This window comes from Polyangium jinanense (assembly GCF_028435365.1).
Genome location: NZ_JAGTJJ010000007.1, coordinates 114174 through 139262, shown reverse-complemented (window position 1 = coordinate 139262; position 25089 = coordinate 114174). Strand labels below are relative to the sequence as shown.

Annotated in this window: 2 protein-coding genes; both read right to left on the bottom strand. The window is 67.5% G+C overall.

Annotation, left to right across the window (positions count from 1 at the left end; genetic code table 11):
- Positions 1-14 precede the first annotated feature (14 nt).
- Complete coding sequence (locus KEG57_RS17020) at positions 15-21623, bottom strand: type I polyketide synthase (RefSeq protein WP_272420628.1); 21609 nt, start codon at positions 21621-21623, stop codon at positions 15-17.
- A 15-nt stretch (positions 21624-21638) separates the two neighbouring features.
- Positions 21639-25085, bottom strand: coding sequence for a non-ribosomal peptide synthetase (locus tag KEG57_RS17015; RefSeq protein WP_272420626.1), 3447 nt, complete (start codon positions 25083-25085; stop codon positions 21639-21641).
- Positions 25086-25089: the final 4 nt, after the last annotated feature.

The window sequence follows — 25089 nt, the reverse complement described above, 5'->3', positions numbered from 1 at the left end:
TTTGCGATCGGTGCTCATAGATCGTCGTCCTCGAGCGCAGCGAGTTCCGCCTCGATCGCCGCTTCCGTTTCCTGCTCAGTCAACCGTCCTATGCTCGCTCGCTCCACGTGCGCCGGTTCGTCGGACGGCGCCGACGCTCCTGCGCCCGCCGGCGCCACCTCGGCCGGGCCGAGAGCTGCGCCGAGCAGGTGCTCCGCGAGCGCGAGCGCGGTCGGGTACGTGAAGAAGATCGTCGCGGAGAGCCGCACCTCGAGGCCCGCCTCGATGCGGTTCCGGAGCTCGAGGCTCGTGAGCGAATCGACGCCCATCGATTGCATCGGCGCCGCAGGATCGACGGCGGACGCGTCGACACGAAGCACGCTCGACAGCTCGCTCCGTAGATACTCGACGAGGAGTGAAGCCCTCTCGGCCGCGGCAGCCTCCTGCAGGCGCTTGCGCAGCGCCCCCGCGGCGATCCGCGGCCCCGGCTCCTTACCCTGCTCGTCGCGCAAGGCGTCGAAGAAAGGCATCCCCGCGGCCCGCGGGTAGAACTCGAGCCATTGCCGGATATCGAATTTCACCACGCCGATGACACCCGACGGGCGCTCGAAGAGCCTCTCGAGCGCCGTGAAACCCTCTGCGATCGTGAGGCTCTGCGAGCCGCGCGCCGAGAGGCGAGCCCCTCGGATGCCTTCTGCCGCGGCCAGCCCGACTTCCGCGAAAGCGCCCCACTGGATGTCGAGCGCCGTGAGGCCATTTCGCATCCTGTGGTGGGCGAGCGCGTCGAGGAACGCATTGGCCGCGGTATAGTTCCCCTGCCCCGGCGAGCCGAAGAGCGACGCCGCAGACGAGTACAGGATGAAGAAATCCAGCGGCGTGTGCTTCGTCGCGTGGTGCAAGTGGAATGCACCGAGCGCCTTGGGGCCGAAAACGCGGCGGAAGTTTTCGCTCGAGAGCTCGAGGATCGTGTGATCGTCGAGCACCGCCGCGGCATGGACGATTCCCTTCAGCGGTCGCCCCTCGCGCGCGACCGTCTCGAGCAATCGATCGACATCTTCCCGCCGCGATACGTCGGCGGCGACGGTGCGGATGTTCGCTCCCGTCTTGTTCATCGCTTCGATGGCCGCCGCAGCACGCTCATCCGGGCCGCGCCGCCCCACGAGGACGATGTGCCGCGCGCCCTTGTCCACCATCCACTGCGCGAGCGAGAGACCGAGCCCACCGAGGCCGCCCGTGATCACATAATCGCCCTCGCTCGTAAGGACGAGGGGTGAAGCCCCCGCGGTATCTCGCTGGGCTCGCGCGACCCGGGCCACGTATCGCCCCTCGCGTCGCAGGGCGACCTGATTCTCTTGATCGTGCGTCGCCGCCTCACGAAGGAGGAGGGCGACCTCGTCCTCGCTTCCTTCGACCGGGAGATCGATCATCTTGCACTTCAGCTCGCCGTGCTCGAGCGCGAGGGTCCGCCCGAGGCCCCAGATCGGCGCCTGGGACACGGAGATGGCTGCCGGGTCGTCGCCCACGCCTTGCGCGCCGCGTGTGACGAGGCAGAGACGCGGCATGTCGCGATACCCCATTGCCAGCAACGCCCGAGCAAGATGGACGACGCTCGTGGGCCCATGGTCGAGGTCGGTGACGAGGCTCTCCGGCGTGGCGAGCTCGAACGGCGCCGCGTCGAGGCCGAAGAGGTGCAGGACGCCGCGACAATCCTTTCCGTCGCCGAGGACGTCCACGACAATACTCTCGTGATCGTTTCGACTCGAAACATCGATGCTGTAAATGTCCTCGCCGATCTTGGCGAAGCGATCACCCGACACGACCCGCACGCAGCGCTGTCCCTTCGCAGCAAGCGCCTCGGCGAGCCGCGCGGCCATTCCCCCGCGATCCCCGAAGACGAGCCACGTGCCACTCGAAGAGAACGCCGGGTCCGCGGGTGGTTCCGCTCGACGCCATGCGATGTCGAGCATCCATTCGTCACTCTCGTGTCGCACGCGGTGGCGCACATGGAGCGGTCGAAGCCGGAGCGCGCGGATGTCCAGCAAGACGCGGCCCTCGTCGTCGACGATTCGCAGATCGACGACGCGTTCGCGCGTCTCCGGATCTTGCTCCCCGGACGGTTGCGCCAGCACCCACACCTCCCGCGTCGGCCGCGCGTGAAGCCGGATCGACGAGGCCCCCACGGGCACATGAAGCGATCGCGATGCGGTAGACGCGGTGGACCGAGAATCGAAGAGCCCCGCGGATACCTGGAGGCAGGCGTCGAGCAGGGCCGGGTGGACCCGATATGCGCCGGTCGACAGGTCACCCGGCAGCCGCACGCGGCCGAGCGCGAGGCCTTCGCCCCTCGCGATATCGACGACTCCCTGGAAGGCCGGCCCATAGGGAAGGCCAACACCGGCAAGCCACTCGTAATGCTCTTCCGACGAGCAAGTCCCGTCGAGCCGGGCCCGAAGCGAAGCAGGCCGCTCCTCGAGGCGCGGCGCCTCGTCCGGCGCCGCGGTCACGACCAATCGCCCCGTCGCGTGGGTTCGCCAATCGGTGTCGGCATCCACGCGGCTCGCGACAAGGACGGAGGCTCCGCCGCTCTCCTGATCGAGCGTGACCTGCAGGGACGTCTCCGTATCCGGCGGCAACGCGAGCATTTGATCGATCGAGAGTCCCTCGATGGAGACGGGCGATTCCCCATACGACGCATGCGCCGCCGCGAAGACCATTTCCACGTATCCAGCCGCCGGGAAGACGACATCGTCGCCGACACGGTGATCTTCGAGATAGCTGGGAGCCGTCTCGAGTCGCATCGAGCTCTCGAAGATGCGCAGTCGGGGCAATCCAGCGATGCTCTTGCCTTTGCCCAAGAGCTCGTGCTCGTGCCCCGGCTTCTGCCGACCCCGCCGCGGTGTCGCGTCCGGCGCCTTCATCCAGTATCGCGCGTGCTGCCACGGATAGGTGGGAAGCGCTGCGACGCGTCCTTCTCCCGGATGGAATTGCCGCCATGCGATCGGCAACCCTTGCGTATGGAGCGCGCCGAGCGACGCGAGCAGGCTCTTCCGTTCGTCTTGACCACGGCGCAGCGACGCGAGGGTCTGCCCGCTCGTGTTGGATGCGCGCAGATTCTCCTCGACGGAGGTGAGCAAGATCGGATGCGGGCTCATTTCGAGGAACGTCGTGTGTCCCTCCGCGATCCAATGCGAGACCACCTGCGAGAAGAGCACCGGCTTGCGCAGATTGTCCGCCCAATACGCAGCCACGAGCTCCTCGCCCTGCAAGTGTGCGCGGCTGACCGTCGACAACATCGGTACACGACCCGCCCTCGGACGGACCCCCGCGAGCTGGGCCAGGAGATCGTCCCGCAGTTGATCCATCTGCGGGCTGTGGGACGCAACGTCGACCTTGACCTTGCGGTGGAATACGCCTCGCTGATCGAGCTTGGCCAAAAGCTCTGCGAGAGCCCCCTGCTCTCCGGAGATCACCGTCGAGCGCGGCCCGTTGCTCGCTGCGACGCTCAATGCGTCCTCGAAGCCCTCGAGCGCGTTCTCCACGTCGTCGAGCGCGAGCTCCACGAGAGCCATCGCGCCGGTTCCGCTCAGCTTCCGCATGAGTCGGCTCCGACGGCAAATCACCGCAGCCGCGTCTTCGAGGGAAAGCATCCCCGCGACGAACGCCGCCGCGACCTCGCCCATGCTATGACCCACGACCGCGGCGGGCTCGATGCCCCACGATCTCCACAGAGACGCGAGCGCGACCTCGACGGCGACGAGCACCGGCTGCAGCACGTCGATTTCACCCAATCGCGAGGTCGCCTCGTCCCGCAGGAGCTCGTCGATGACGGAGAATCCCGCTTCATGCCGGATCGCCGCGTCCCAGGTCGACAGGGCCTCGCGGAATGCGGGCTCCTTTTCGAGGAGCTCTCGCCCCATCCCCAGCCATTGCGACCCCTGGCCCGGAAAAACGAAGACCACCTTGGGCGGCGTGGCGCTCGCGCGCCCCTGGCAGAGCCCCGCAGGGCTCTCGCCGCGAACGAAGCCGCCGAGGATCGCAGCGATCTCCTGCTTCGTCTCGCCCACCACGGCGAGCCGATGCTCGTGCTGGGAGCGCCGCGTGCTCGCGGTGTACGCGATGGCTTCCAGGTCCTCCTCGGCCCTTGCGAGGTAATCGCTGTACATGCGCGCAGTCGCCGTGAGCGCCGCGCTGCTCTTCGCCGACAGCGGCAGGAGATAGGTCCGCGGTGCGCTGCTCGACGGCGGCGGAGCCACGCGGGGCGGCGCTTCCTCCAGGACGACGTGGGCGTTGGTGCCGCTGAAGCCGAACGAGCTCACGCCGGCAATCCGCTTCTTCCGGCCGGGCTTCCAGGGGATTGCCTCCGATGCCACCTTCAATGGCAGCTCCGACCAGGCGATGTGCGGGCTCGGCGCCGAGAAGTGCAGGCTCCTCGGGATCTCGCCGTGGCGCATGGCGAGCAGCGTCTTGATGACGCCGCCCACGCCAGCCGCCGACTGCGTGTGCCCGATGTTGGACTTGAGTGAGCCAATGATCACCGGATCATCGTGCGTCCTGACATCACGGAGCACGGCGCCGAGCGCGCTCGCCTCGATCGGATCTCCGAGGGTCGTGCCGGTCCCGTGCGTCTCGACGTAATCCACGGCGCCGGGGTCGATGCCTGCGTCGGCGAAGGCGCGCCGGATGACTTGCTCCTGCGAGGGGCCATTCGGCGCCGTCAGCCCTTGGCTCTTTCCGTCCTGGTTCACCGCCGACCCGCGAATGATCGCGAGGATCGGATCGCCGTCGCGCTCCGCGTCGGACAATCGTTTGAGCGCCAGCATTCCGCAGCCCTCGCTCCACGCGACGCCGTCGGCGGAGGCGGAGAAGGTCTTGCAGCGCCCGTCCCGCGCGAGGCCTCCGAGGCGGCTGAATTCGATGAAGGTCGAAGGCGTCAACATCACGGCGACGCCGCCCGCGAGCGCCATGCTGGATTCCCCGGAGCGGAGGCTGCGGCACGCGAGGTGAATGGCCACGAGCGAGGAGGAGCACGCCGTATCGAGCGTCAGGCTCGGTCCGCGGAGGCCGAGCAAATACGAGAGACGTCCGGACGCGATGCTGCCGGCGTTTCCGGTCCCCATGTAGCCGTCGAGCTCCTCGGGCGCGCCGCCGGTCATCCCTGCATAGTCATGGTACATGAGCCCCACGAATACGCCTGCGTCCCGCCCCATCAACGTCTCCGGGGCGATTCCTGCATTCTCGAGCGCCTCGAAGCTCGTCTCGAGCAGCAATCGCTGCTGGGGATCCATCCGCTCCGCTTCTCGCGGCGAGATGCCGAAGAATTGCGGGTCGAACTGGTCGATTTCCCGCAAGAAACCACCCATGCGTGTCACGATCTTCCCGGGCACGGACGGATCGGGGTCGAAATATTCGTCGATGTCCCAGCGCTCCTTCGGCACCTCGCCGATCGCATCGACGCCATCGGACAGCAATCGCCAGAACGTTTCGCCGTCGTGGACACCGCCAGGGTACCTGCAACCGAACCCGATGATGGCAATGGGTTCCTCAGGTCGTGCGGTGGCTTTCGGCGGCGCCGCCACGACCCGAGCAGCCGGGGCACGCGTCATTTCTAGCAAATAACGCGCGAGCGCGCCCACAGTCGGGTAATCGAAGACGAGCGTCGCAGGCAATGGCTTGCCGATCCGCTTCGACAGCGCGTTTCGCAGCTCCACGGCCATGAGCGAGTTGAGCCCGAACTCCTGGAGGGGTCGATCGACGGCAATGGATGCCTGTTCCAGCGACATGACTCTCGCGACGGCTGCGCGCACCATCGCCTCGATATCCTCCTGGGCGGGGACCGTCGAATCGAGCGCCGAAGTCCGCTCGACCGGCAGAGGCCCGTTGCGCCGCGGCGCCTGCCCCACGGCCGTCGCGAGCAAGTCGCTCCAGGGCTTCTCCGGCTCGGCGCCCCAGTACGCCCCCAGCGCCGTGACATCGATCGGCATCAACAGGAGCTCCGCCTCGGGGTGTGCGAGCGCGCGCCCGAACAGCGCGAGCCCCCGTTTCGATTCCAGCATTCGTATGCCCATGCGCGCGAGCCGTGTTTTTTGCGCTTCGGGCAGGTTCGCCGCCATGCCGCGATCGGCAAACGGACCCCAGTGATACGCTTGGGTGGAGAGCCCCTCGGCACGACGGTGGTGCGCGAGCGCGTCGACGAACGCGTTGGCTGCCGCATAGTTTCCCTGCCCCGGCGTGCCAAAGAGCGACGTCGCGGACGAGAACGACACGAAGAAATCGAGCTTGTGGCCCCGGGTTGCCTCGTGCAGGTTCCAGGCGCCGAGGACCTTCGGCGCCATGACCTTCTCTAGACGCGCAGCGGTCTGGTCGAGGATCGGCGCGTCGTCGAGCACGCCCGCAGCATGCACGATGCCTCGCAGCGGCCACGCCGCGGGGATGGAATCGACGAGCGCCTGAACGGAGGGCCCCTCTGAGACATCCGCGCGCATGACCGTGACATGCGCGCCCTCGGCACGAAGACGCTCGATTTCCTCCAGCTGTGCGGCCGTCGGTTCACTCCGACCCACGAGCAGGAGGTGCGCGGCTCCGTGCGCCTCCCACGCCCAGCGAGCGACCCAGAGCCCCAGCGCTCCGAGACCGCCGGTGATGAGAATGGTCCCCTCCTTCCAGCCGATCTCGGCGCTGCCTTGCCCGTGCGTTGCCTGCGCACGGACGATCCGCGCGGCGAAACGCTGACCTCCTCGATATGCGACCTCCGATTCGCGATCGGTGCTGTGAATCTCTCCCAGCATCGCGTCGACCTCGCCGACGGTCGCCTCCTCCAGGTCGACGAGCGTGCAATGAACGTCCGGATACTCCTTTGCGAATACGCGGACGAGGCCCCAGAGCGGCGCCTGCACGATCGAAATGGGGTCACCGGCTGCGGTCGACTGCGCCCTCTCCGTCACCCAGATCAGGCGTCGCGGCATCTGCTCGCGTCGCAGGAGCGTCTGCAAAACATGCAGCGCGTCGATCGTATTGCTCTGCGCCCGCTCCGCCGCGGACCTCCCGTCATCTCGCGCCGAAGCCCCTCCCCAGGAGCACACGACGCCGTCGATCGGCACGTTGATCGAGGCATCACGTGCGTCGCCATTGCCGCGGGTGAACTCGTCCACGGTCCTGGCGAGGCAGTTCGCCCCCGACGCACGAATGCGTGAAGCAATCTCGTCGACGACCGATGCGTTTTGCCCGATCGCGAGCCACGTCCCCGCGATCTCTTTTGCGGATGGCTGGATGGGCCGAGGGGACCAGCGCACGACGAACATGCTGTCTTCGGGCGATTGCTCCCCGATGGCTGCCTGCAGCGCAGCGTGCGTCACCCGCCGCAGCCTCAGGCGCGAGAGGACAGCGAATACGCGACCTTCGCGGCCCATCAGCGTCACCGTGGCTTCCAGGCTCGCGCCGCTCGTCTCGGGACCACGTGTCGCCTGGACGTGTACGTAGGCCTCCGTCGCCCCGGTCCCGAACACGTCGATTTCTCCGAACGCGAACGGCACGTGCGTGTCGACGGCGGAGATCTCGAGTAAGCCGAACAGAGTATGGAGAGCCGCGTCGAGCAAGACGGGATGCAAACCATACGCGTCTCCGGGGGGCACCATCGCCGCGTCGAGAACGACGTGCGACAATGCCTCCCGAGGACCTCGGTGAAGCTCCCTCATGGCACGGAACGCCGGGCCATACGCGAGGCCTACCTGCGCGAGGGCCTCATAAGCTTCCTCCGGCGCAATGACCTCGCGGCAACGAGCACGCACGGCGTCCAGATCCACGAAAGGCACTTCTGCAGCCTCGTCGAGCGGGCGTGCGACTCCCTTCGCGTGCGTCGTCCATGCGCCGGACTGCGCGGAGGCGCTCGCTCGGCTATGGATGGTCGCCTCGAGGAGCCCCGCACGTTCCGCCAATGTGACCTGCATCGGTCGAGCCTTGCTCGACGCGAGGAGCATCGGTGCCTCCAGGACGAGATCCGTGATCCGGACGCGCTGCGTTCGGAAATGCTGCGCAGCCGCCGCGCGCGCGAGCTCGACGAGCGCGGTACCGGGAAGCAGAACCTCGCCGAGGACCCTGTGATCTCCGAGATACGGTGCGGCGGAGAGGCTCACCTCGCCCTGAAACACGGTTTGCTCGCCCGCGAGGGACAGCTGCGCGCCGAGCCATGGATGGCCGGTTCGAGCCGCATCGATTCGCGTGAGCGCATGAGCATCGGCTGCGGTGTCGATCCAGTACCTCTCCCGCTGCCAGGGGTACTTGGGCAATGCGACGAGCCGTCCGCCCTGCGCATACATCCGCTTCCAGTCGACATGGGCTCCCGCTGCATGGAGCGCGCCCACCGCCGAGAGCACGTGCCGCAAATGCTCATCATCCTTGCGCACGGCCGCGATCGGTTGGGCCTTCGTATTCTCCGCCAGGCAGCGCGCCACGTTCGACGACAGGACGGGGTGAGCGCCCACCTCCAGGAAGAGGTCGTGCCCTCCCGCCGACGCAGCCGATATGGCTTCGGCAAACCGGACCGTCTGTCGCATGTTCCTGCGCCAGTAGGCGGCAGTGAGCTCCTCCCAGTCCACCGCGGCGCCCGTCACGGTGCTGATCATCCCGATCGCTGCTTTGCGGCAGGACAGGGCGCCGAGCGCCTCTTCCAGCTCGACCTCGAGGTCGGCCATGAGCGGGCTATGGAACGCGTATTTCACCCGCAAATCACGGCATTTCACCGCGCGCGCCGAGAGCGACGCGACGATCTGCTCGAGGAGCGCCGCATCTCCGGAGAGGACCACCTGCTCCGGATCGTTGACGGCCGCGATCCCGACCCGATCTTCATGACCGGCGAGCGCCGCGCGAGCGTCTGCCTCAGAGAGCGAGACCGCGACCATTCGACCTCGATCGGTGGCCCGCTGCATGATCGAACCTCGAATGGCAACCAGACGTGCGGCCGCCCCGAGATCCAGGATTCCCGCGACGTGCGCGGCAACGATCTCGCCGACGCTGTGGCCAATGACCAGATCTGGCGTGACGCCCAGGCTCGAATAGAGCGCAGCGAGGGCGACCTCGTACGCGAAGAGCACAGGTTGCGCCACGAACGTCTGATCGAGGCGTGAACGCTCGGGAGGCGAGGAGAGTTCGTCGATCACCGAGAAGCCCGTATGCGGACGGAGAGCCGCGTCGCACTCCTCGAGCGCCCGGCGGAATGCAGCCGATTGCTGCAGCAAGCCCATGGCCATGCCGGACCACTGCGAACCCTGCCCGGAGAACACGAAGACGACCTTCGACGCGGTGCTCGGGGCACGCCCCAGCGAGACGCTGGAGGGAGCCTCCCCACGCACGAATGCATGCAGGAGCTCGGAGAGCTCGGCCTTCGTCCTGCCGGCGGCCGAGAGCCTGTGCTCGTGATGAGCGCGCCGCGCGGACGCAGTGTAAACGATATCCGCGAGCGGCGCGTCCGTTTGCGACAAGTACTCGGCGTGGTCGCGCGCCGCCATGGCGAGGGACGCAGGGCTCTTGGCCGATAGCGTGAGAAGATACGCCGGCGCGTCGTCGCGCGACGCAGGGAGAGCCTCGCGTCGGGGGGCCTCCTCGATCACGACGTGTGCGTTCGTTCCACTGAACCCGAACGAGCTCACGCCGGCGATCCGTGGCCTTCCATTGGGCTTCCACGGCGTCGCTTCCGACGCGACCTTGAGCGGCAGCTCGGACCAGGGAATGTGCGGGTTCGGCGCCGTGAAATGCAACGACCGCGGGATACTCTGGTGCTGGAGCGACAGCACGACCTTGATCATGCTGGCGACGCCGGCAGCCCCCTCCGTGTGCCCGATATTCGATTTGACCGACCCGACGATCACCGGATCGGAAGACGTCCGCCCCTCGGCCAGCACAGCGCCGAGCGCCTGCACCTCGATGGGATCACCGAGCGGCGTGCCCGTGCCATGGGCCTCGACATATTGCACGGAGGACGGGCTGACGTTCGCCTGCGCGAGGGCCTGCGTGATCACCGCCTCCTGCGACGGACCATTGGGCGCCGTCAGCCCCTGGCTCCGACCATCCTGGTTGATCGACGAGCCACGTATCACCGCGAGGATGGAATCGCCGTCCCGCAGCGCGTCGCCGAGCCGCTTCAGCACGACCACGCCACAACCCTCGGAGCGGACATACCCATCGGCGTCCGCCGAGAACGCGTGGCATCGACCCGTCGGCGACATGGCTCGCAAGCGACTGAAGTAGACCGTGACATCGGGGTTCAGCATCAGATTGACGCCACCCGCTACGGCGAGCGTGCATTCGCCGACGCGGAGCGCCTGGCAAGCGAGGTGCACGGCCACGAGCGCGGACGAGCACGCCGTATCCACGGCGAGGTTCGGCCCCTTGAGCCCGAGCCAATACGACAAGCGACCCACGCTGGCGCTGTGCGCCGATCCGAGCAGCGAATACGCGTCGAGCCGCTCCGCGCCTTGGGCCAGGGTCATCGCCTGGTAGTCGTTACCGCAGATCCCGACATAAACACCTGTCGAGCTTCCCCACAGATCGTCGGGAACGATCCCAGCGCTTTCCAAGGCCTCCCACGTCGTTTCCAGAAGGAGCCGCTGCTGGGGATCGATGCTCGCGGCCTCGCGGGGCGAGATCCCGAAGAACAGGGGATCGAATCGATCGATATCGTCGAGAAATCCGCCCCAACGCGTCGTCATCTTCCCTGCGGCGTCGGGGTCCGGATCATAAAGAGCATCGACGTCCCAGCGCGAGCCGGGCACGGTCCGAATCGCATCGACCTCGTCCACGAGCAATTGCCAGAATGCCTCGGGATCAGGCGCGCCCGGGAACCGGCAGCTCATTCCTACAATCGCGATGGAATCGGCGGCATCACGGGGGCGCGGCGCGGCCACGACCGCCGAGGCGGGCGCTGCGATGGCGAGCTTCTTGTCGAGCAAGTACCGACCGAGCTCGCGAACGGTGGGATGATCGAACAGGAGCGTCGCCGGGAGGGCCTGACCAACGCGCTTCGCGAGCGCATTTCGCAGCTCGACTGCCATCAGAGAATCGAGCCCGAGCTCCTGGAGCGGCCGGTTGTCGACAATCTCGTCCTCGGACGCGAGCGAGAGCACGCGAGCCGCCTCGCGACGCACCATTGCCTCCACTTCCGACGTGCGCGCCTCCGCGGAAAGGAGCGAAAGCTTCTGCGCCCATCCCTCGAGTGCTCGAGGCGAAGGCTGGCTCGACCTCGCCTTCACGAGCAATCGCCAGAGAGCGGGAATCTCACGCCCCAGCGATTCTCCGAGCGCGCGCAGGTCGAGAGGCAGGATACCGAGCTGCGGAGCCGCCATCGAGAGCGCCTCGCCGAGGAGCGCAACGCCCTCGGACGGGGAGATCGCCCCGACGCCGAGCCGCCGGTAGCGCGCCCGCTGGATGTCCCCCAGCGCGTCGGCCATCCCTCCTCCGCTCCAGGGGCCCCAGTTCAAGCTCTGGGCCGCGAGCCCCTCGGCGCGCCGCGCATGCGCGAGCCCGTCCAGGAACGCATTCGCAGCGGCATAGTTGCCTTGCCCCGCAGAGCCGATGAGCGAAGCGCCCGAGGAGAACAGCACGAAGAAATCGAGGCCCATGCCTCGTGTCACCTCGTGGAGGTTCCACGCACCGCGCACCTTGGCCCGGAACACCTGCCCGAACGACGCGGGGGTTTGTCGGGCGATCACGGCGTCGTGGACCTCGCCCGCCGCGTGAATCACGCCCCGCAGGGGGAGCTCCGGGGGCATTTCATCGAGGACACGCCGTAGCGCCTCGATGTCCGCCACGTCGGCCTGCGCCACCGTCACACGTGCACCTGCGGCACGCAGCGCCTCCACGGCTTGCAATCGCTCGCCAGAAGGAGCGCTCCGGCCGAGCAGCACGAGGTGCGAGACGTGATGCTCCTCCCACAACCATCGTGCCACAGCGAGGCCAAGAGCTCCCAGGCCGCCGCTGATGAGCACGGCTCCGCCCGGAGCGATGGCATCGCGCCTCGGCGCGGGCAATACGACGATCTTGCCAATGTGACGCGCCTGCGCCATGAACCGGAACGCCGATTCCGCCTGTTCAATCGGAAAAACGCGCACCGGCAGGGGGCGGAGGTGCCCTCGGACAAACCCGTCGACCACGAGCCGGAACATCTCCTGGATCCGATCCGGGCCTGCCTCGAAGAGGTCGAAGGCGCGGTACTCGACGCCAGGGTGACGTCGAGCCACGTCCTCCGCCGATCGGATGTCCGTCTTGCCCATTTCGAGGAATCGCCCGCCGGACCGCGTCAGCGAGAGCCCCGCATCCACGAACGCGCCGGCGAGGGAATCGAGCACGACGTCGAACCCGTCACTCACCGCCCGGAACGCGTCCGCGAAAGCGAGGGAGCGCGAGCTCTCCACGTGCTCGACGCCCATCGCGCGCACGACATCCCATTTCGACGGGCTCGCGGTCGCGAAGACCCGCGCGCCGATCCATTGCGCGATCTGCACCGCCGCCATGCCGACGCCGCCCGCCGCCGCATGGATGAGAACGCTCTGGCCGGCCTCGAGGCGACCGAGCTCGCGCAGGCCATACCACGCCGTCAAGAACACGATCGGAATCGCCGCGGACTGCTCGAGGGACAACCCCGCCGGCGGCGCATGCGCGAAGCGCGCGTCCACGGTCGTATATCGCCGGAACGCGCCCCGCACGATGGCCATCACGGGGTCGCCCACCGAGAAACCCGTCACGCCCTCGCCGACGGCCGAGACGATCCCGGCGCACTCGCCGCCCATCTCGACGCCCTCGGCCGGATCCATTCCGAGCGCCCGGATCACGTCGCGGAAATTCAGCCCGGTGGCCTTCACCTCGATCTCGATTTCACCCGGCGCGGGCGCGCTCCGCTCGGCAGGCACGAGGTGCAGTCGATCGAGCATGCCCTTTTGGGCGATCTCCAGGCGATACGACGGCGCATCCGGGATCTCGAATCGCTTCCGATCCGCAACGCGCGAGAGACGCGCCACATGACGTGTCGCGCCGCGCCACAGCACCTGCGTCTCGCCGTCGCTCGCCGCGAGCTCCGCCCACAACGCGGAGAGCGAATCGCGGCCATGGGGATCGAGGTCGACGAGCCGGCAGCCGAGCTCCGGACGCTCCTCCATGATGGTGCGACCGAGGCCCCAGAGCGATGTCGCGACCATATCCACGGACTCGAATGGCGCCGCCGCATGCGCGCCCACCGTGACCAGCGTCAAGCGCGGCGTCGCGCCGTCAGCTCCGAGAAGCGACTGCACGAGGCTCAACAGGGCAATGCTTGCGTCTTCGGACCGCTCCGACGGCGAGAGCGATCCGGGGGCACCTTCCTGCGAATCCCACAGGAACACGACGTTGGACGGTCTCGATTCGAGCGCACCCTCGATCGCAGCCCCGAACGCGTCTCTCGCACCGATGTCCACGAATCGCGATGACGCGCCCGCGGCCTGCAAGCGCTCCGCGAGCCCGCGCGCGAGCGTGCTATCGGCCCCGACCAGCAGCCACTCGCCAGCCTGCGCCTCGCTCGCCGGGCGCTCCGAGCTCGACGGCAGTGGTTTTTCCGGCCAGGTCAGTTCGTAGAGCCATTCCTCTCGCGTGTGACGCTTCGGGGCTGGCATGGCCGCGGCGTCAGCGCGCTTGAAGCTGATGCTCTCGATCGAAAGAACGTGCTCCCCTCCCGCGTCGAGCAGCACGACATCCCCGGTCAGCACCTCGCCGCGGGATGTTTCGGGCGTTCTCGCCGTGGCGTGCACGAAGACCGACGCCGGGACGCGCTTCCACAAAGAAAACGTACCCAGCTCGAAGGGCAGGTACGCGCTGTCGTCCGACAAGGAGAACGCCGCTCCGATCGTCTGGAGTGCGGCGTCCAGCAATGCCGGGTGACAAGCATGGCTCTCCCCCACGTCACCTGCGCTCTCCGGCAGCTCCAGGAGCGCGAGCGATTCTCCCTCGCCGCGATGGATCTCTCGAATCCCCCGGAAGGCGGGGCCGTAGTCGACCCCTCGCGCGCTGAAGCTTTCGTAGAGCCGAACCGTGTCGACGGGAATCATGCAGCGCGAGCGAATGGCCGACAACGCCGAATGCCTCGGCGCCTCGGGAGGGGCTATCCTGGTGAAGCGCCCGCTCGCGTGCTCGGTCCACGCTTCGCCGGGCTGCGCCGACAGGGACTGACCATGGATGGCGACCGCCCCCGCTTCGCCCTCTGCGTCCGAGATCGACACCTGCACCCGCACCGCGCCTTGCTCGGGCAATACGAGAGGCGACTGGATCGTCAGGCCCTCGACACGCAGATACGCGCCTTCCCCCAGCACCACCTCCGCCGCGGCGCGAGCCAGCTCGAGCAGCGCCGTCCCGGGAACGACGGGACGGCCGAAGACCCTGTGGTCCGACAAGTAGGGCGTCGTCTCGATCGCGAGCACGGCCTCGAAAACGGCGTTTGCTTGTGCCGCGTGAACCTGAGCGCCGAGGAGCGGATGCCCGGTCGAACGCGCGCCGCGCCTGCCCAGTTGCGTTTGCCCTCGGTCGATCCAGTATCGCTTCCGATTCCATCGATAGCTCGGCAGCTCCGAAAGCGATCCACCATGGGGATACAATCGTCCGAGATCGTTCACGTCGCCGCCAACATACAGAGACGCGACCGTCGAGAGCAGGCACTCGTTCGCGTCCTTTCCGCGCCGCAACGTCGGAACGACCCGACCTTCGATGTTGCGAGCGGAGAGGAACTGCTCGATATTCTGCGTCAGCACCGGATGGGGCCCGACTTCCACGAAACTGCAATGGCCCGCGGCCGCCGCAGACTCCAGGGCCCGCACGAAGCTCACCGTCGATCGGACGTTTGCCGCCCAGTAGGCGGCGTCGAGCGTGCCCCCCTCCACGCGCTCGCCCGAGACCGTGCTGTACATGGCGATCATGTGCGGGCCGTGCACCGTCTTCACGGCCCCGAGCGTCGCGAGAAGATCGTCGGCGAGCGGCCCCATCTGCGGTGAATGAAACGCGTAATTGACGCGCAGCCACCGTGAGGATACGGACCGCGCCGTGAGCTCGTGCATGAGCTCCGTGAGCGTCGCCTCGTCCCCCGCGAGCACGATCGAGCCCGGGTCGTTGATCGCCGCGATCCCCACGCGATCCTCATGACCTCGCAAGAGCACGAGCCCGTCCGCCGCGCCGATCGAGACGGCGAGCATCTTCCCGAGCCCCGTGGCGCGTTGCATGATTCGGGCGCGCAGGCAAACGATCCGCACGGCCTCCTCGAGGTCGAGCGCGCCGGAGACGTGGGCCGCCGCGAGCTCGCCGACGCTGTGACCGATCACGGCGCTCGGAACGACGCCCCACGAGCGAAGCAGCGCGGTGAGCGCGACCTCGACCGCGAAGATCGCCGGCTGTGCCACCTCGGTCTCGTGGATACGCGAGGTATCCTCCGGCGCGAAAAGCGCATCGACGAGAGAAAAACCCCCGTGGCGCTGGACGAGCGCATCACAAGCCAGGATCGACTCGCGGAACACGGGCTGCTCGTCGAACATCCCGCGCGCCATGCCGGCCCATTGTGAGCCCTGCCCGGAGAAGACGAAGACCGGACCGCCGATCGAATCGCCACGAATGCGCCCTGTGTGGACGTTCGGGCTGGTTTCCCCTCGGGCAGCCGCACGCAAGCCCTCCGCGATGTCCTCCCGCGTGCCCCCAATGACCGCGATACGATGCTCACGGTGTACCCGCCGCGTGCTCGCGGAGAATGCGACGTCGTGAAGCGAAGCAGCCGCGCCCTCGCCGTCCTCGGTGAGGTGATCGGCGTATGCACTTGCGAGGGACGAGAGCGCCACGGGGTCGTGCGACGAAATGGGAAGGAGTACCTTCGCCGGCGCTGCGGTGATGACATTCTTCGGCGACGGGGGCGCCTCCTCGAGCACGGCATGCGCGTTCGTCCCGCTCAAACCAAACGCACTGACGCCTGCGATCCGTCGCGCGCCACGCGCGGGCCACGAAGTGACTTCCGTGGCGACCTTCACGGGCAGGTTTTCCCAGGGAATGTGGGGGTTCAACGTGTCGCAGTGAATGCTGCGCGGGATCGTTCCGTGCTGGAGCGAAAGCACGGCCTTGATGAGCCCGGCGACGCCGGAGGCCGCCTCCGTGTGCCCGATGTTCGACTTGACCGATCCGAGAATGACTGGCTCGGCTTCCGCGCGTCCCTCGCTGAGCACCCGGCCGAGCGCCTGCACCTCGATCGGATCCCCGAGCAGGGTCCCCGTGCCGTGCGCCTCGACATAATCGACGGCAGCGGGCGCGAGCCCAGCCTGCGCGAGCGCGCGACGGATCACGTCCTCCTGCGCCGGTCCGTTCGGCGCCGTCGGACCATTGCTCCGGCCATCCTGGTTGATCGCCGTTCCGCGAATCACGGCGAGCACGCGATCGCCACGACGAATCGCATCCGAGAGACGCTCGAGCACGAGGACGCCGCAGCCATCGCTCCGGACAAACCCGTCCGCGTCGGCCGAGAAACTCCTGCATCGACCCGTCGGCGACATCGCCCGCGTCCTGCTGAGGGCGATCGAATGGTCGGGCGTCAGCATCAGGTTGACACCGCCGGCCAGCGCGAGCGAGCATTCACCTGCACGAAGCGCCTGGCACGCGAGGTGAATCGCGACGAGCGAGGACGAGCACGCCGTGTCCACGGGCATGTTCGGCCCTCGGAGGCCCAGCCAGTACGACAGCCGGGCGACGGCCATGCTATGCGCCGTGCCGAGCGTGACATACGTCTCGGGGTGCTCGTTGGCCTGCCGTGCCATCCATTCGTAATCGTGCAGCGATACGCCCACGAAGACGCCCGTATCGCTCCCCATGAGCTCCGGCTGCGTCCGTCCCGCGCGCTCCAGCGCCTCGAAGCTCACTTCGAGCAGGAGCCTCGCCTGCGGATCCATCCCTTCCGCTTCGCGAGGCGAAATCTCGAAGAAAAGCGGGTCGAAGGTATCGACACCCTCGATGAATCCGCCCCAGCGACTCATCATCTTGCCGCGGGCGTCGGGATCGGGATCGTAGTAATCGTCGATGTTCCATCGATCCCTCGGAACCTCACGGATGACGTCGTCACCTCGCTGGAGCAGCTCCCAGAAGCTCTCGGGCCCTGATACGCCGCCCGGGAAGCGACAACCGATCCCGACGATGGCAATCGGATCGTCCTCCGCGACGATAGGGGTCGCCGCGCGAGCCGGGGCGACCTCCTCCCCGAGCTTCATCACCTCGGTCAGCAGGAAACGAGACAATGCCTGCACCGTGGGATGATCGAATACGATCGTGGCCGATAGCCTCGCCTCGACGCGCGCCGCGAGCCTGTTGCGCAGCTCGAGCGCCATCAACGAATCGAGCCCGAGCTCGCGGAGGGGACGATCGAGCGGCACCTTCTCGGCGGAACCGAGCGAGAGGACACGCGCCACGTCGGCCCGCACCGCGGCCTCCACCTCTGCGCGGCGCGCCTCCGGGGAAAGCCCCGCGAGCCGCGCTCGAAAGCCCTCGTCGGATTGCTTCTCGCTCCGCGCGGGGCTGGGCGCGGCGAAGGCACGGAAGAGCGGCGGCAGCGCTCGTCCAGCCAAACCTTGGGTGAGCCCGTCCAGATCGATCGAGAGCGCGCCGAGCTGCGCCTCGCTTCGGCCGAGCGCCTGTCCGAGCAGCGCGAGCCCGTCGCGGGGCGTCAGCATCCCCAGGCCTTCGCGCTGGAAGCGCGTCTTCTGCTGGGCGCCGAGGGCGGCAGCGAGCCCGATCTCCTCGAAGGGACCCCAGTTCAAGGATATCGCCGGGCGCCCCGCGGCCTTGCGCGCGTGCGCGAGGCCATCCAAAAATGCATTGGCGGCGCAATAATTCGTCTGTCCGCTGCCGCCGAGGATCGATCCTGCCGAAGAGAAAAGGACGAAGAAATCCAGCGCGAGATCACGCGTCGCTTCGTGCAAATTCCACGCGCCCCGCATCTTCGGCGCGAGCACCCGTCGGAATCGCCCATCGTCCTGGTTCTCGATGAGGCCATCCTCCAACACGGCCGCGGAATGAATGACGCCCCGTAGCGGGAGCTCGGGCGGAACGAGGCGCAGGAGCGCATCGACGTGCGTCGCGTCCGCGACGTCCGCGCGCGCCACCGTCACCCGCGCGCCGGACGCACGCAAGGCCTCGATGGCTTCGAGTTTGTCCCCGGTGGGCTCACTCCGACCCACGAGCACGAGATGAGAAACCCGATGCTCGTCCCAGAGCCATTGCGCTACCCGCAGCCCGAGCGCTCCCAGGCCGCCCGTGACCAGCACCGTGCTCTCCGGCGCAATGCGCGCGGCAGCCGCGTGCGTATCCGCAGGCCGCGCCGGCGCAAGCCGAGCCGCACGCCGAACCCCTTTTCGCCAGGCGACCTGATCCTCGTCGTCGTTCCTTTCGAGCTCGAGGTAGATTCGCTCGCCGATATCATCGGCCAAAGGCTCCACGTCGACGAGAATGCACCCGAGCTCGGGGCGCTCCTTCATGATCGCGCGACCGAGTCCGAAGAGGGCGGCTTGATGGGGCGAGACGTGATCGCCCACGGACACGGCGTTCGCGCCCTCCGTCACCCAGAGGAGACGCGAGGGGATCTCGCCCATCCGCTGGCAAAGCCGCCGGACGAAATGCAGCGCCTCGATGCAGGCGCTCTCGGCCTGCGCAGCCGGAGAGGCGCCGTCCGCCAATGGCAGCGCATTCCACAGACAAACCACCCCCGTGAGGCCGCGAGCTTGTTCGAGCGTCGATGCCACCGCGTCGCTCCCCCGCGAGAGGTCGACGGTCTGGCACGTGATGCCCGCTTGCCGAAGGCGCGCCTCGACCTTATGGACCGCGCCTCCGCCCCCATGCACGAGGAGCCATGAGCCCACGCCGGCGCGCGCGCTCCGCAAGGGTGCGTCTTGCCACACCATCTCGTGCAATCGAGGCATGGGGCGGATCGCGGCCTTCGGGCTCGGAGCCGAGGCGACGGTCGTCGACGCGGAGGATTCTCGAGACTGCTCCGGCTCCCGCCAGAAGCGCTCCCGCTGCCAGGGATACGCGGGCAACGTGACGACGCGTCCACCGCCGGAAGACGTGCGCTTCCAGTCGATAGAATACCCCTGCACGTAGAGCTTCCCGAGCGACTCGAGGAGGCTCGCGCGTTCGTCTGCGTGACGTCGCAGCGACGCAATCGCGGCGCCGCGCGCACCGCGCTCGCTCAGGTTCTCCTCGACCGCGGGTAGCAGGATCGGGTGCGGGCTCATTTCGAGGAACACCGTGTGTCCCTCGGCAATCAGAGATTGCGTGACGTCGGAAAACCTCACGGGCTTGCGTAGGTTGTCGACCCAGTAGGCCGCGTTGAGCTCGTTGCCCGAGAGAGACGCGCCGGTCACGGTCGAGCGCATCGGGATCGCCGCGTCTTTCGGCCGCAGCCCTCCGAGCGCGCGCAGCAATTCGGGGCGCAAGGGATCCATCTGCGGGCTGTGCGACGCCACGTCCACCTTGACCCGCCGGCAGAAAACCTGCCTGGCCGACAGCTCCGCGAGGACTTCCTCGAGCGCCGCAGGGTCACCCGCGATGACGGTGGAGCGTGGACCATTGCTCACCGCCACGCTGAGCCGTCCCGCGTGCGCCGCCAAAGCCTGCTCCGCCTCGGCCATCGGCAGCTCCACGAGAGCCATGGCTCCCTGGCCGCTCACCTTCCGCAGGAGCTTGCTGCGCCGGCAAATGATCCTGGCAGCATCCGGGAGCGACAGCGCCCCCGCGACGTACGCCGCCGCGACCTCGCCCATGCTGTGCCCCACGACGGCCGAAGGCTCCACGCCAAACGAGCGCCAGAGCGCCGCGAGAGCGACCTCGATCGCGAACAGGACGGGCTGGACGACGTCGATCTCCCCGAGCCGCGATGCGCTTTCGTCCGCCGCAAGCTCCGCGAGGACCGAGAATCCGGCCTCACGCCGGATGGCCGCATCGCATGCCGAAAGCGCCTCGCGGAAGGCGGGTTCGTCCTTCAATAACGCCCGCCCCATCCCCACCCATTGCGACCCTTGCCCCGGGAAAACGAACACCACCTTGGGCGCCGACGCGGCGGCCGCGCCCGTGACGACGGACGGTGGCACATCGCCCCGTGCATACGCCGCGAGTGCCTCTGCGAGCGACGCCTTCGAATCGCCCGTAACGGCGAGGCGTACCGGGTGGTGCCGACGCCTCGCGCCCGCCGTGAACGCGATATCGTGGAGATCCGCATCGGAATCGCCGAGAAACGTGGCGTACGAACGAGCCATGGCCTCGAGTGCGGCCGGGCTCTTCGCCGAAAGCGGCAAGAGCACGACCTTGGCCTCGGGCGCCTCTGCCATTTCCGGGGTCGCAGGTGCCTCTTCCAGGACGACATGGGCATTCGTGCCGCCAATGCCGAACGAGCTCACCCCCGCGCGACGCGGCCCATCGTCCGCGATCCATTCGTGCGCTTCTCGACGGACATAAAATGGGCTATCCTCGAGCCCGAGCTCGGGGTTTGGCACCTCGAAATCCGGGTGTGCCGGGATCCGACCGTGCTCCATCGCGAGGACGGTCTTGATCAGCCCACCGACGCCCGCCGCCGATTCGGTATGGCCCACGCTCGCCTTGAGCGCGCCGAGCGCGATCGTATGCTTGGCCGCATCGCTGAATGCCTGCTTCAGCGCCGCCACTTCGATCGCGTCGCCGAGGGACGTCGCGGTACCGTGGGCCTCGATGTACTGGATCGTGCTCGGATCCACGTCCGCGACGGCGAGCGCCTCGGCGATCACTTGCACCTGACCGACCACGCTGGGCGCCGTGAAACCGACCTTCGAGGAGCCGTCATTGTTGATCGCGCTGCCGCGGATGACGGCGCGGATGTGATCCCCGTCCGCGATCGCGTCCTCGAGACGCTTCAGCACGACGACGCCTGCCCCGTTGCCGGTGAGCGTCCCCTTGCCATTCGCGTCGAAGGTCCTGCAATGGCCGTCGGGCGACAGGATGAAGCCCTCTTCGTAGTTATAACCCAGGCCTTGAGGGAGCCGCACGGTCACGCCACCGGCCAGCGCGACGTCGCATTCACGCGCGAGCAGGCTGGCGCAGGCCACGTGCACCGCCACGAGCGACGTCGAGCACGCCGTCTGGATGGCGACGCAGGGACCACGCAGGTTCAGCTTGTAGCCGACGTAGGATGGAACGTAATCCTTGTCGTTCGAGATGAGGAGCTCGAAATCCCTCGCGAAATGATTCGGATCGATCTGGAGCGAGAGATACGAGCTGGGGCTCGCGCCTGCATAGACGCCGATGGCCCCCTCGTGGACGAACGGATCGATGCCGGCATTCTCGAGCGCCTCCCAGGCGCATTCGAGGAAGATACGGCGCTGGGGATCCAAGAGCTCCGCCTCGCGGCGGCTGATCTCGAAGAAGGACGCGTCGAAGAGGTCCACGTCCTCGAGGTACCCCCCGGCCGGCACGTAGTTCGGGGAGCTCGCGAAGGACGGACGCATGTCCTCCGCCACGAACGATATGCCCCGTACGCCGTCGCGCAGGTTCTGCCAGAACCGGTCGAGGTCCGGCGCGCCGGGAAAGCGGCCCGCCATGCCAATGATCGCGATCGCCCCCTCCGGGACGTCCATCTCGTTCTCTTTCATTGCTCGACTCTCTGCTCAGCGGCGCGCGCGGGCCCTGCGGCGCGCCTCGGCGCGCTCGAGGGCCTTGTTCTGAGATACGGCCTGGGCCTCGGGCACGGCCAGGGTCGCGGCGAGCGCCCCGACGTTCGGCGATTGAAACAGAAGGGTGACCGGGATCTCGCGGCCAAGGACCTTCCGGACGCGTTTGGCCAGGATGATGATCTGAAGGGAGGTCGCCCCCGCCTCGAAAAAGTTCTGATCCACGCGGATCTCGGGAATGCCGAAGACCTCCTGCGCGATGCTCACGAGGCTCTCTTCGAGCGCGTTTTGCGGTGCCGCGCCTTCGCCGGTACGCGGCTTCGGCGCCTCCGGTTGCAGCGCGAGGAGCGCCTTGCGATCGACCTTCCCATTGGACGTCAACGGCATCGCGTCGAGCTCGACGAACGCGCCGGGGATCATGTACTCGGGCAACCGGTGCGAAAGGAAGGCTCGCATGACCTCGGAAAGCGCTCCTTCCGATCGCTCCCCTGCCCGCTGCACGACATACGCGCAGAGACGTTTGTCCACGGCCTTCTCTCCGAGCGCCAGCACGACCGCGTCCGCCACGTCCGGATGCGCTTCGATGGCGGCCTCGACCTCGCCGAGCTCGACGCGATAGCCGCGAATCTTGACCTGGAAGTCCGCACGCCCGAGGATCTCGATATTGCCATCGGGGAGCCAACGGCCGAGATCGCCCGACCTGTAGAGGCGCTCTCCCGTCACGGGGTGAACGATGAAGCGCTCGCGCGTCTTAGCCTCGTCTCGCCAGTAGCCGCGCGCGAGCCCCACGCCGCCGATGTACATTTCGCCCGGCACCCAGTCCGGACGCTCGCGGAGCCCCTCGTCCAGGATATGATACGTGGCGGCGCGCATGGGACGCCCGTATGGAATGCTCTTCCACGCCGGGTCGATATCGCCCATCGGGTAACAGATGTCCCAGACCGTGGTCTCCGTCGGACCGCCGGAGCCGATGATCGTGATGCCGGGGACCAGCGAGCGAAGCCGGTCGGGCAGATCGACGGGGATGAAATCGCCCGAGAAGATCACCCAGCGCAGCGAGGCGAGCATGGAGAGGGGCAAGCTCGTGTTCCCCTCGGCATACTCGACGAGCATTTGCATGAACGCGGGAACCGAGTTCCACAGCGTGACCCCGTGCTCCTGCACGAGATCGGCCCAATGCCCGGGGTCTCGCGTCTTGTCCGCGTCGGGCAGGACGATCGTCCCGCCCACCATGCCGAGCACACAGAAGATGTCGAACACCGAAAGGTCGTGATGCAGCGCCGTCAATGCGATCGCACGATCCTCCGGGACGAGGCCGAAGCGCTCCTTGACCTCGCTCATTCGGTTGGTCACGGAGCGGTGCTCGATCATGGCCCCCTTGGGCTGCCCCGTGGACCCCGACGTATAAAGGACATACGCCAGGCTGCGCGGGCTCTGCGCGGAGGGGAGCCGCCGCGCGTCCTCGTCTTCGAGCGCCCGATCGTCCACGACGAGCACTTCGAGCCCATTTCCCCACGTGCGGTTTGCGTACTTCGGCTGCGTCAGGACGATCCGCGCCTGACTATCCTCGATCATGCGCGCGAGACGCTCCTCCGAACCCGCCACGTCGAGGGGGACATACGCCCCCCCCGCCTTGAGCACGCCGAAGACCGCGACGACCTGCTCCCAACCTTTCTCCATGACGATCGGGACGAGCTGGTCGGGCGTGACGCCCCGAGCGCGCAGCTCCCGCGCGAGTCGATTGGCGCGGCGGTCGAGCTCCGCGTACGTCAGCACCCGGCTCGATGTCACGAGGGCGGGTTTGTCCGGCGCCTGATCCACCTGCCGCTCGAAAAGCTCGTGGAGCAGATCCTCCGGAGGCGGGCCGGCGCTCGTTGCATTCACCGCCTCGCGGCGCGCCTTCTGCGCTGCCGGCAAGAGATCGAAATCGTAGGCGTCCCAGGCCGCATCCTCATCGGCGAGGCGGCGCAGGAGGCCCGTGTATGCATCGAACATCTCCTGGACGAAGCCGTCCGGAAAAACGCCCGAGACGACGTCCCAGATGACCCTCGCATCCCCGTCGAGCTGCCATAGCTGCTGATCCAGGACGAGCTGCGGGGTCTGCGTGATCCCGTAGACCATCTTGCCAATCTTGTCGAGGGCGTGGAGTCCTTCGATTTTCTGGTTCTGCAGGCTCGTGAACACCACGGGGAAGAGAGCGCCTCGATGCTCGCCGCGGGCGCGCGCGACCTCCCGCTGCACGTCGATGCCGCTCACCTCGCGATGCTCCATGGCCTCCCAGAGGTTTTGCTGCACCGAGAGCGCGCGCTCCGCGAAGGTCTGTCGCGTCGACGTATCGACGGTGATGAGGAGCATCGACGTGAAATCACCGATGATGGTGTCGATCGCCGGGTGCACGGGCAAGCGATTGAAGAGCGTCACGTTGACCGTGAGCCGCCCGTTCGATCCGAAGCGGCCGAGCACCTCGGCGTATGCCGTCAAGCAGACCACGGAAACCGACACCTTCGCCGCGCTCGCGCGTCGCTGGAGCCGCGACCATGAATCGGTGTCGAAGTGCGCCGACATGTGCTCGAATCGGACCTTGTCGAGGGTCGACGGATCTCGGGCGACAGGCAATGCCGGCGCGGGCGCGATGTCCGCGGCGCGCTTCTGCCAGAACTCGAGAGATCGCTGGTACGCGGGGAGGAGCTTGCGCGACTCCAGCGCGAGCACGTAATCGCGATAGGTGAGCTCGATCGGGGGGAGCGACGCGTCGGGGTGCTCGTAGAAAAACACCATCTCCTTGAAGACGATGGCGAAGCTGCCACCATCGACGTTGATGGCGTCGATGCTGACGATGAGGCGCGTCACGCGCTCGTCGAGGCGCACGGCGACGAGGTGATGAAGGGGGGCGTGATCGGTATCGTAGATCCGGTGGGACATCGCCGCCCGTATCTCCGAGAGCCTCGCCTCGCGCTCGACAGGGCTGAACCTGCGCAGGTCTTCGACCTCGATATCACCATGGAGATCGGGCTCGACGATCTGGAGCATGTCGGGCAGGGTGTGAGCCCGCAGCATGTCATGCCGCTCGACGACCTTGCTGAACGCGTGACGAAGGCGCTCGACGTCGAGATCAGTGCAGTCGTACTCGCGGTACAGGTGAATGCCGGTGGGTACGGTGAAGGCGCCCGTTCGACCGAGCCAGTATGCCTTCTGGATGTCGGTGAGCGGAAACGGGAGGAAGCGGTCCTCCAGTGCGGGCTCGATGCCCGCCTGCTCCTCGCCTCGCGCCTCGAGGGGTCCCTCTCGAAGCAGCGCCAGGAGATCCGATTTGTTCTGAGCAATTCGCTCGCGCAGCGCGGGGGTCAAGGCCCCTTTCGGGGCCTGGACCTGCAGTTGTTCCCCGCTGACGGAGATCTTGATGCCAAGTTGCGCGAGCTCGTGGACGAGTTGATGGATGCTCATGTCG

What these genes read in the sequence shown, in the direction of transcription:
- KEG57_RS17020 (WP_272420628.1), bottom strand. Translation starts at nt 21,623, where the DNA reads ATGAAAGAGAACGAGATGGACGTCCCGGAGGGGGCGATCGCGATCATT.
- KEG57_RS17015 (WP_272420626.1), bottom strand. Translation starts at nt 25,085, where the DNA reads ATGAGCATCCATCAACTCGTCCACGAGCTCGCGCAACTTGGCATCAAG.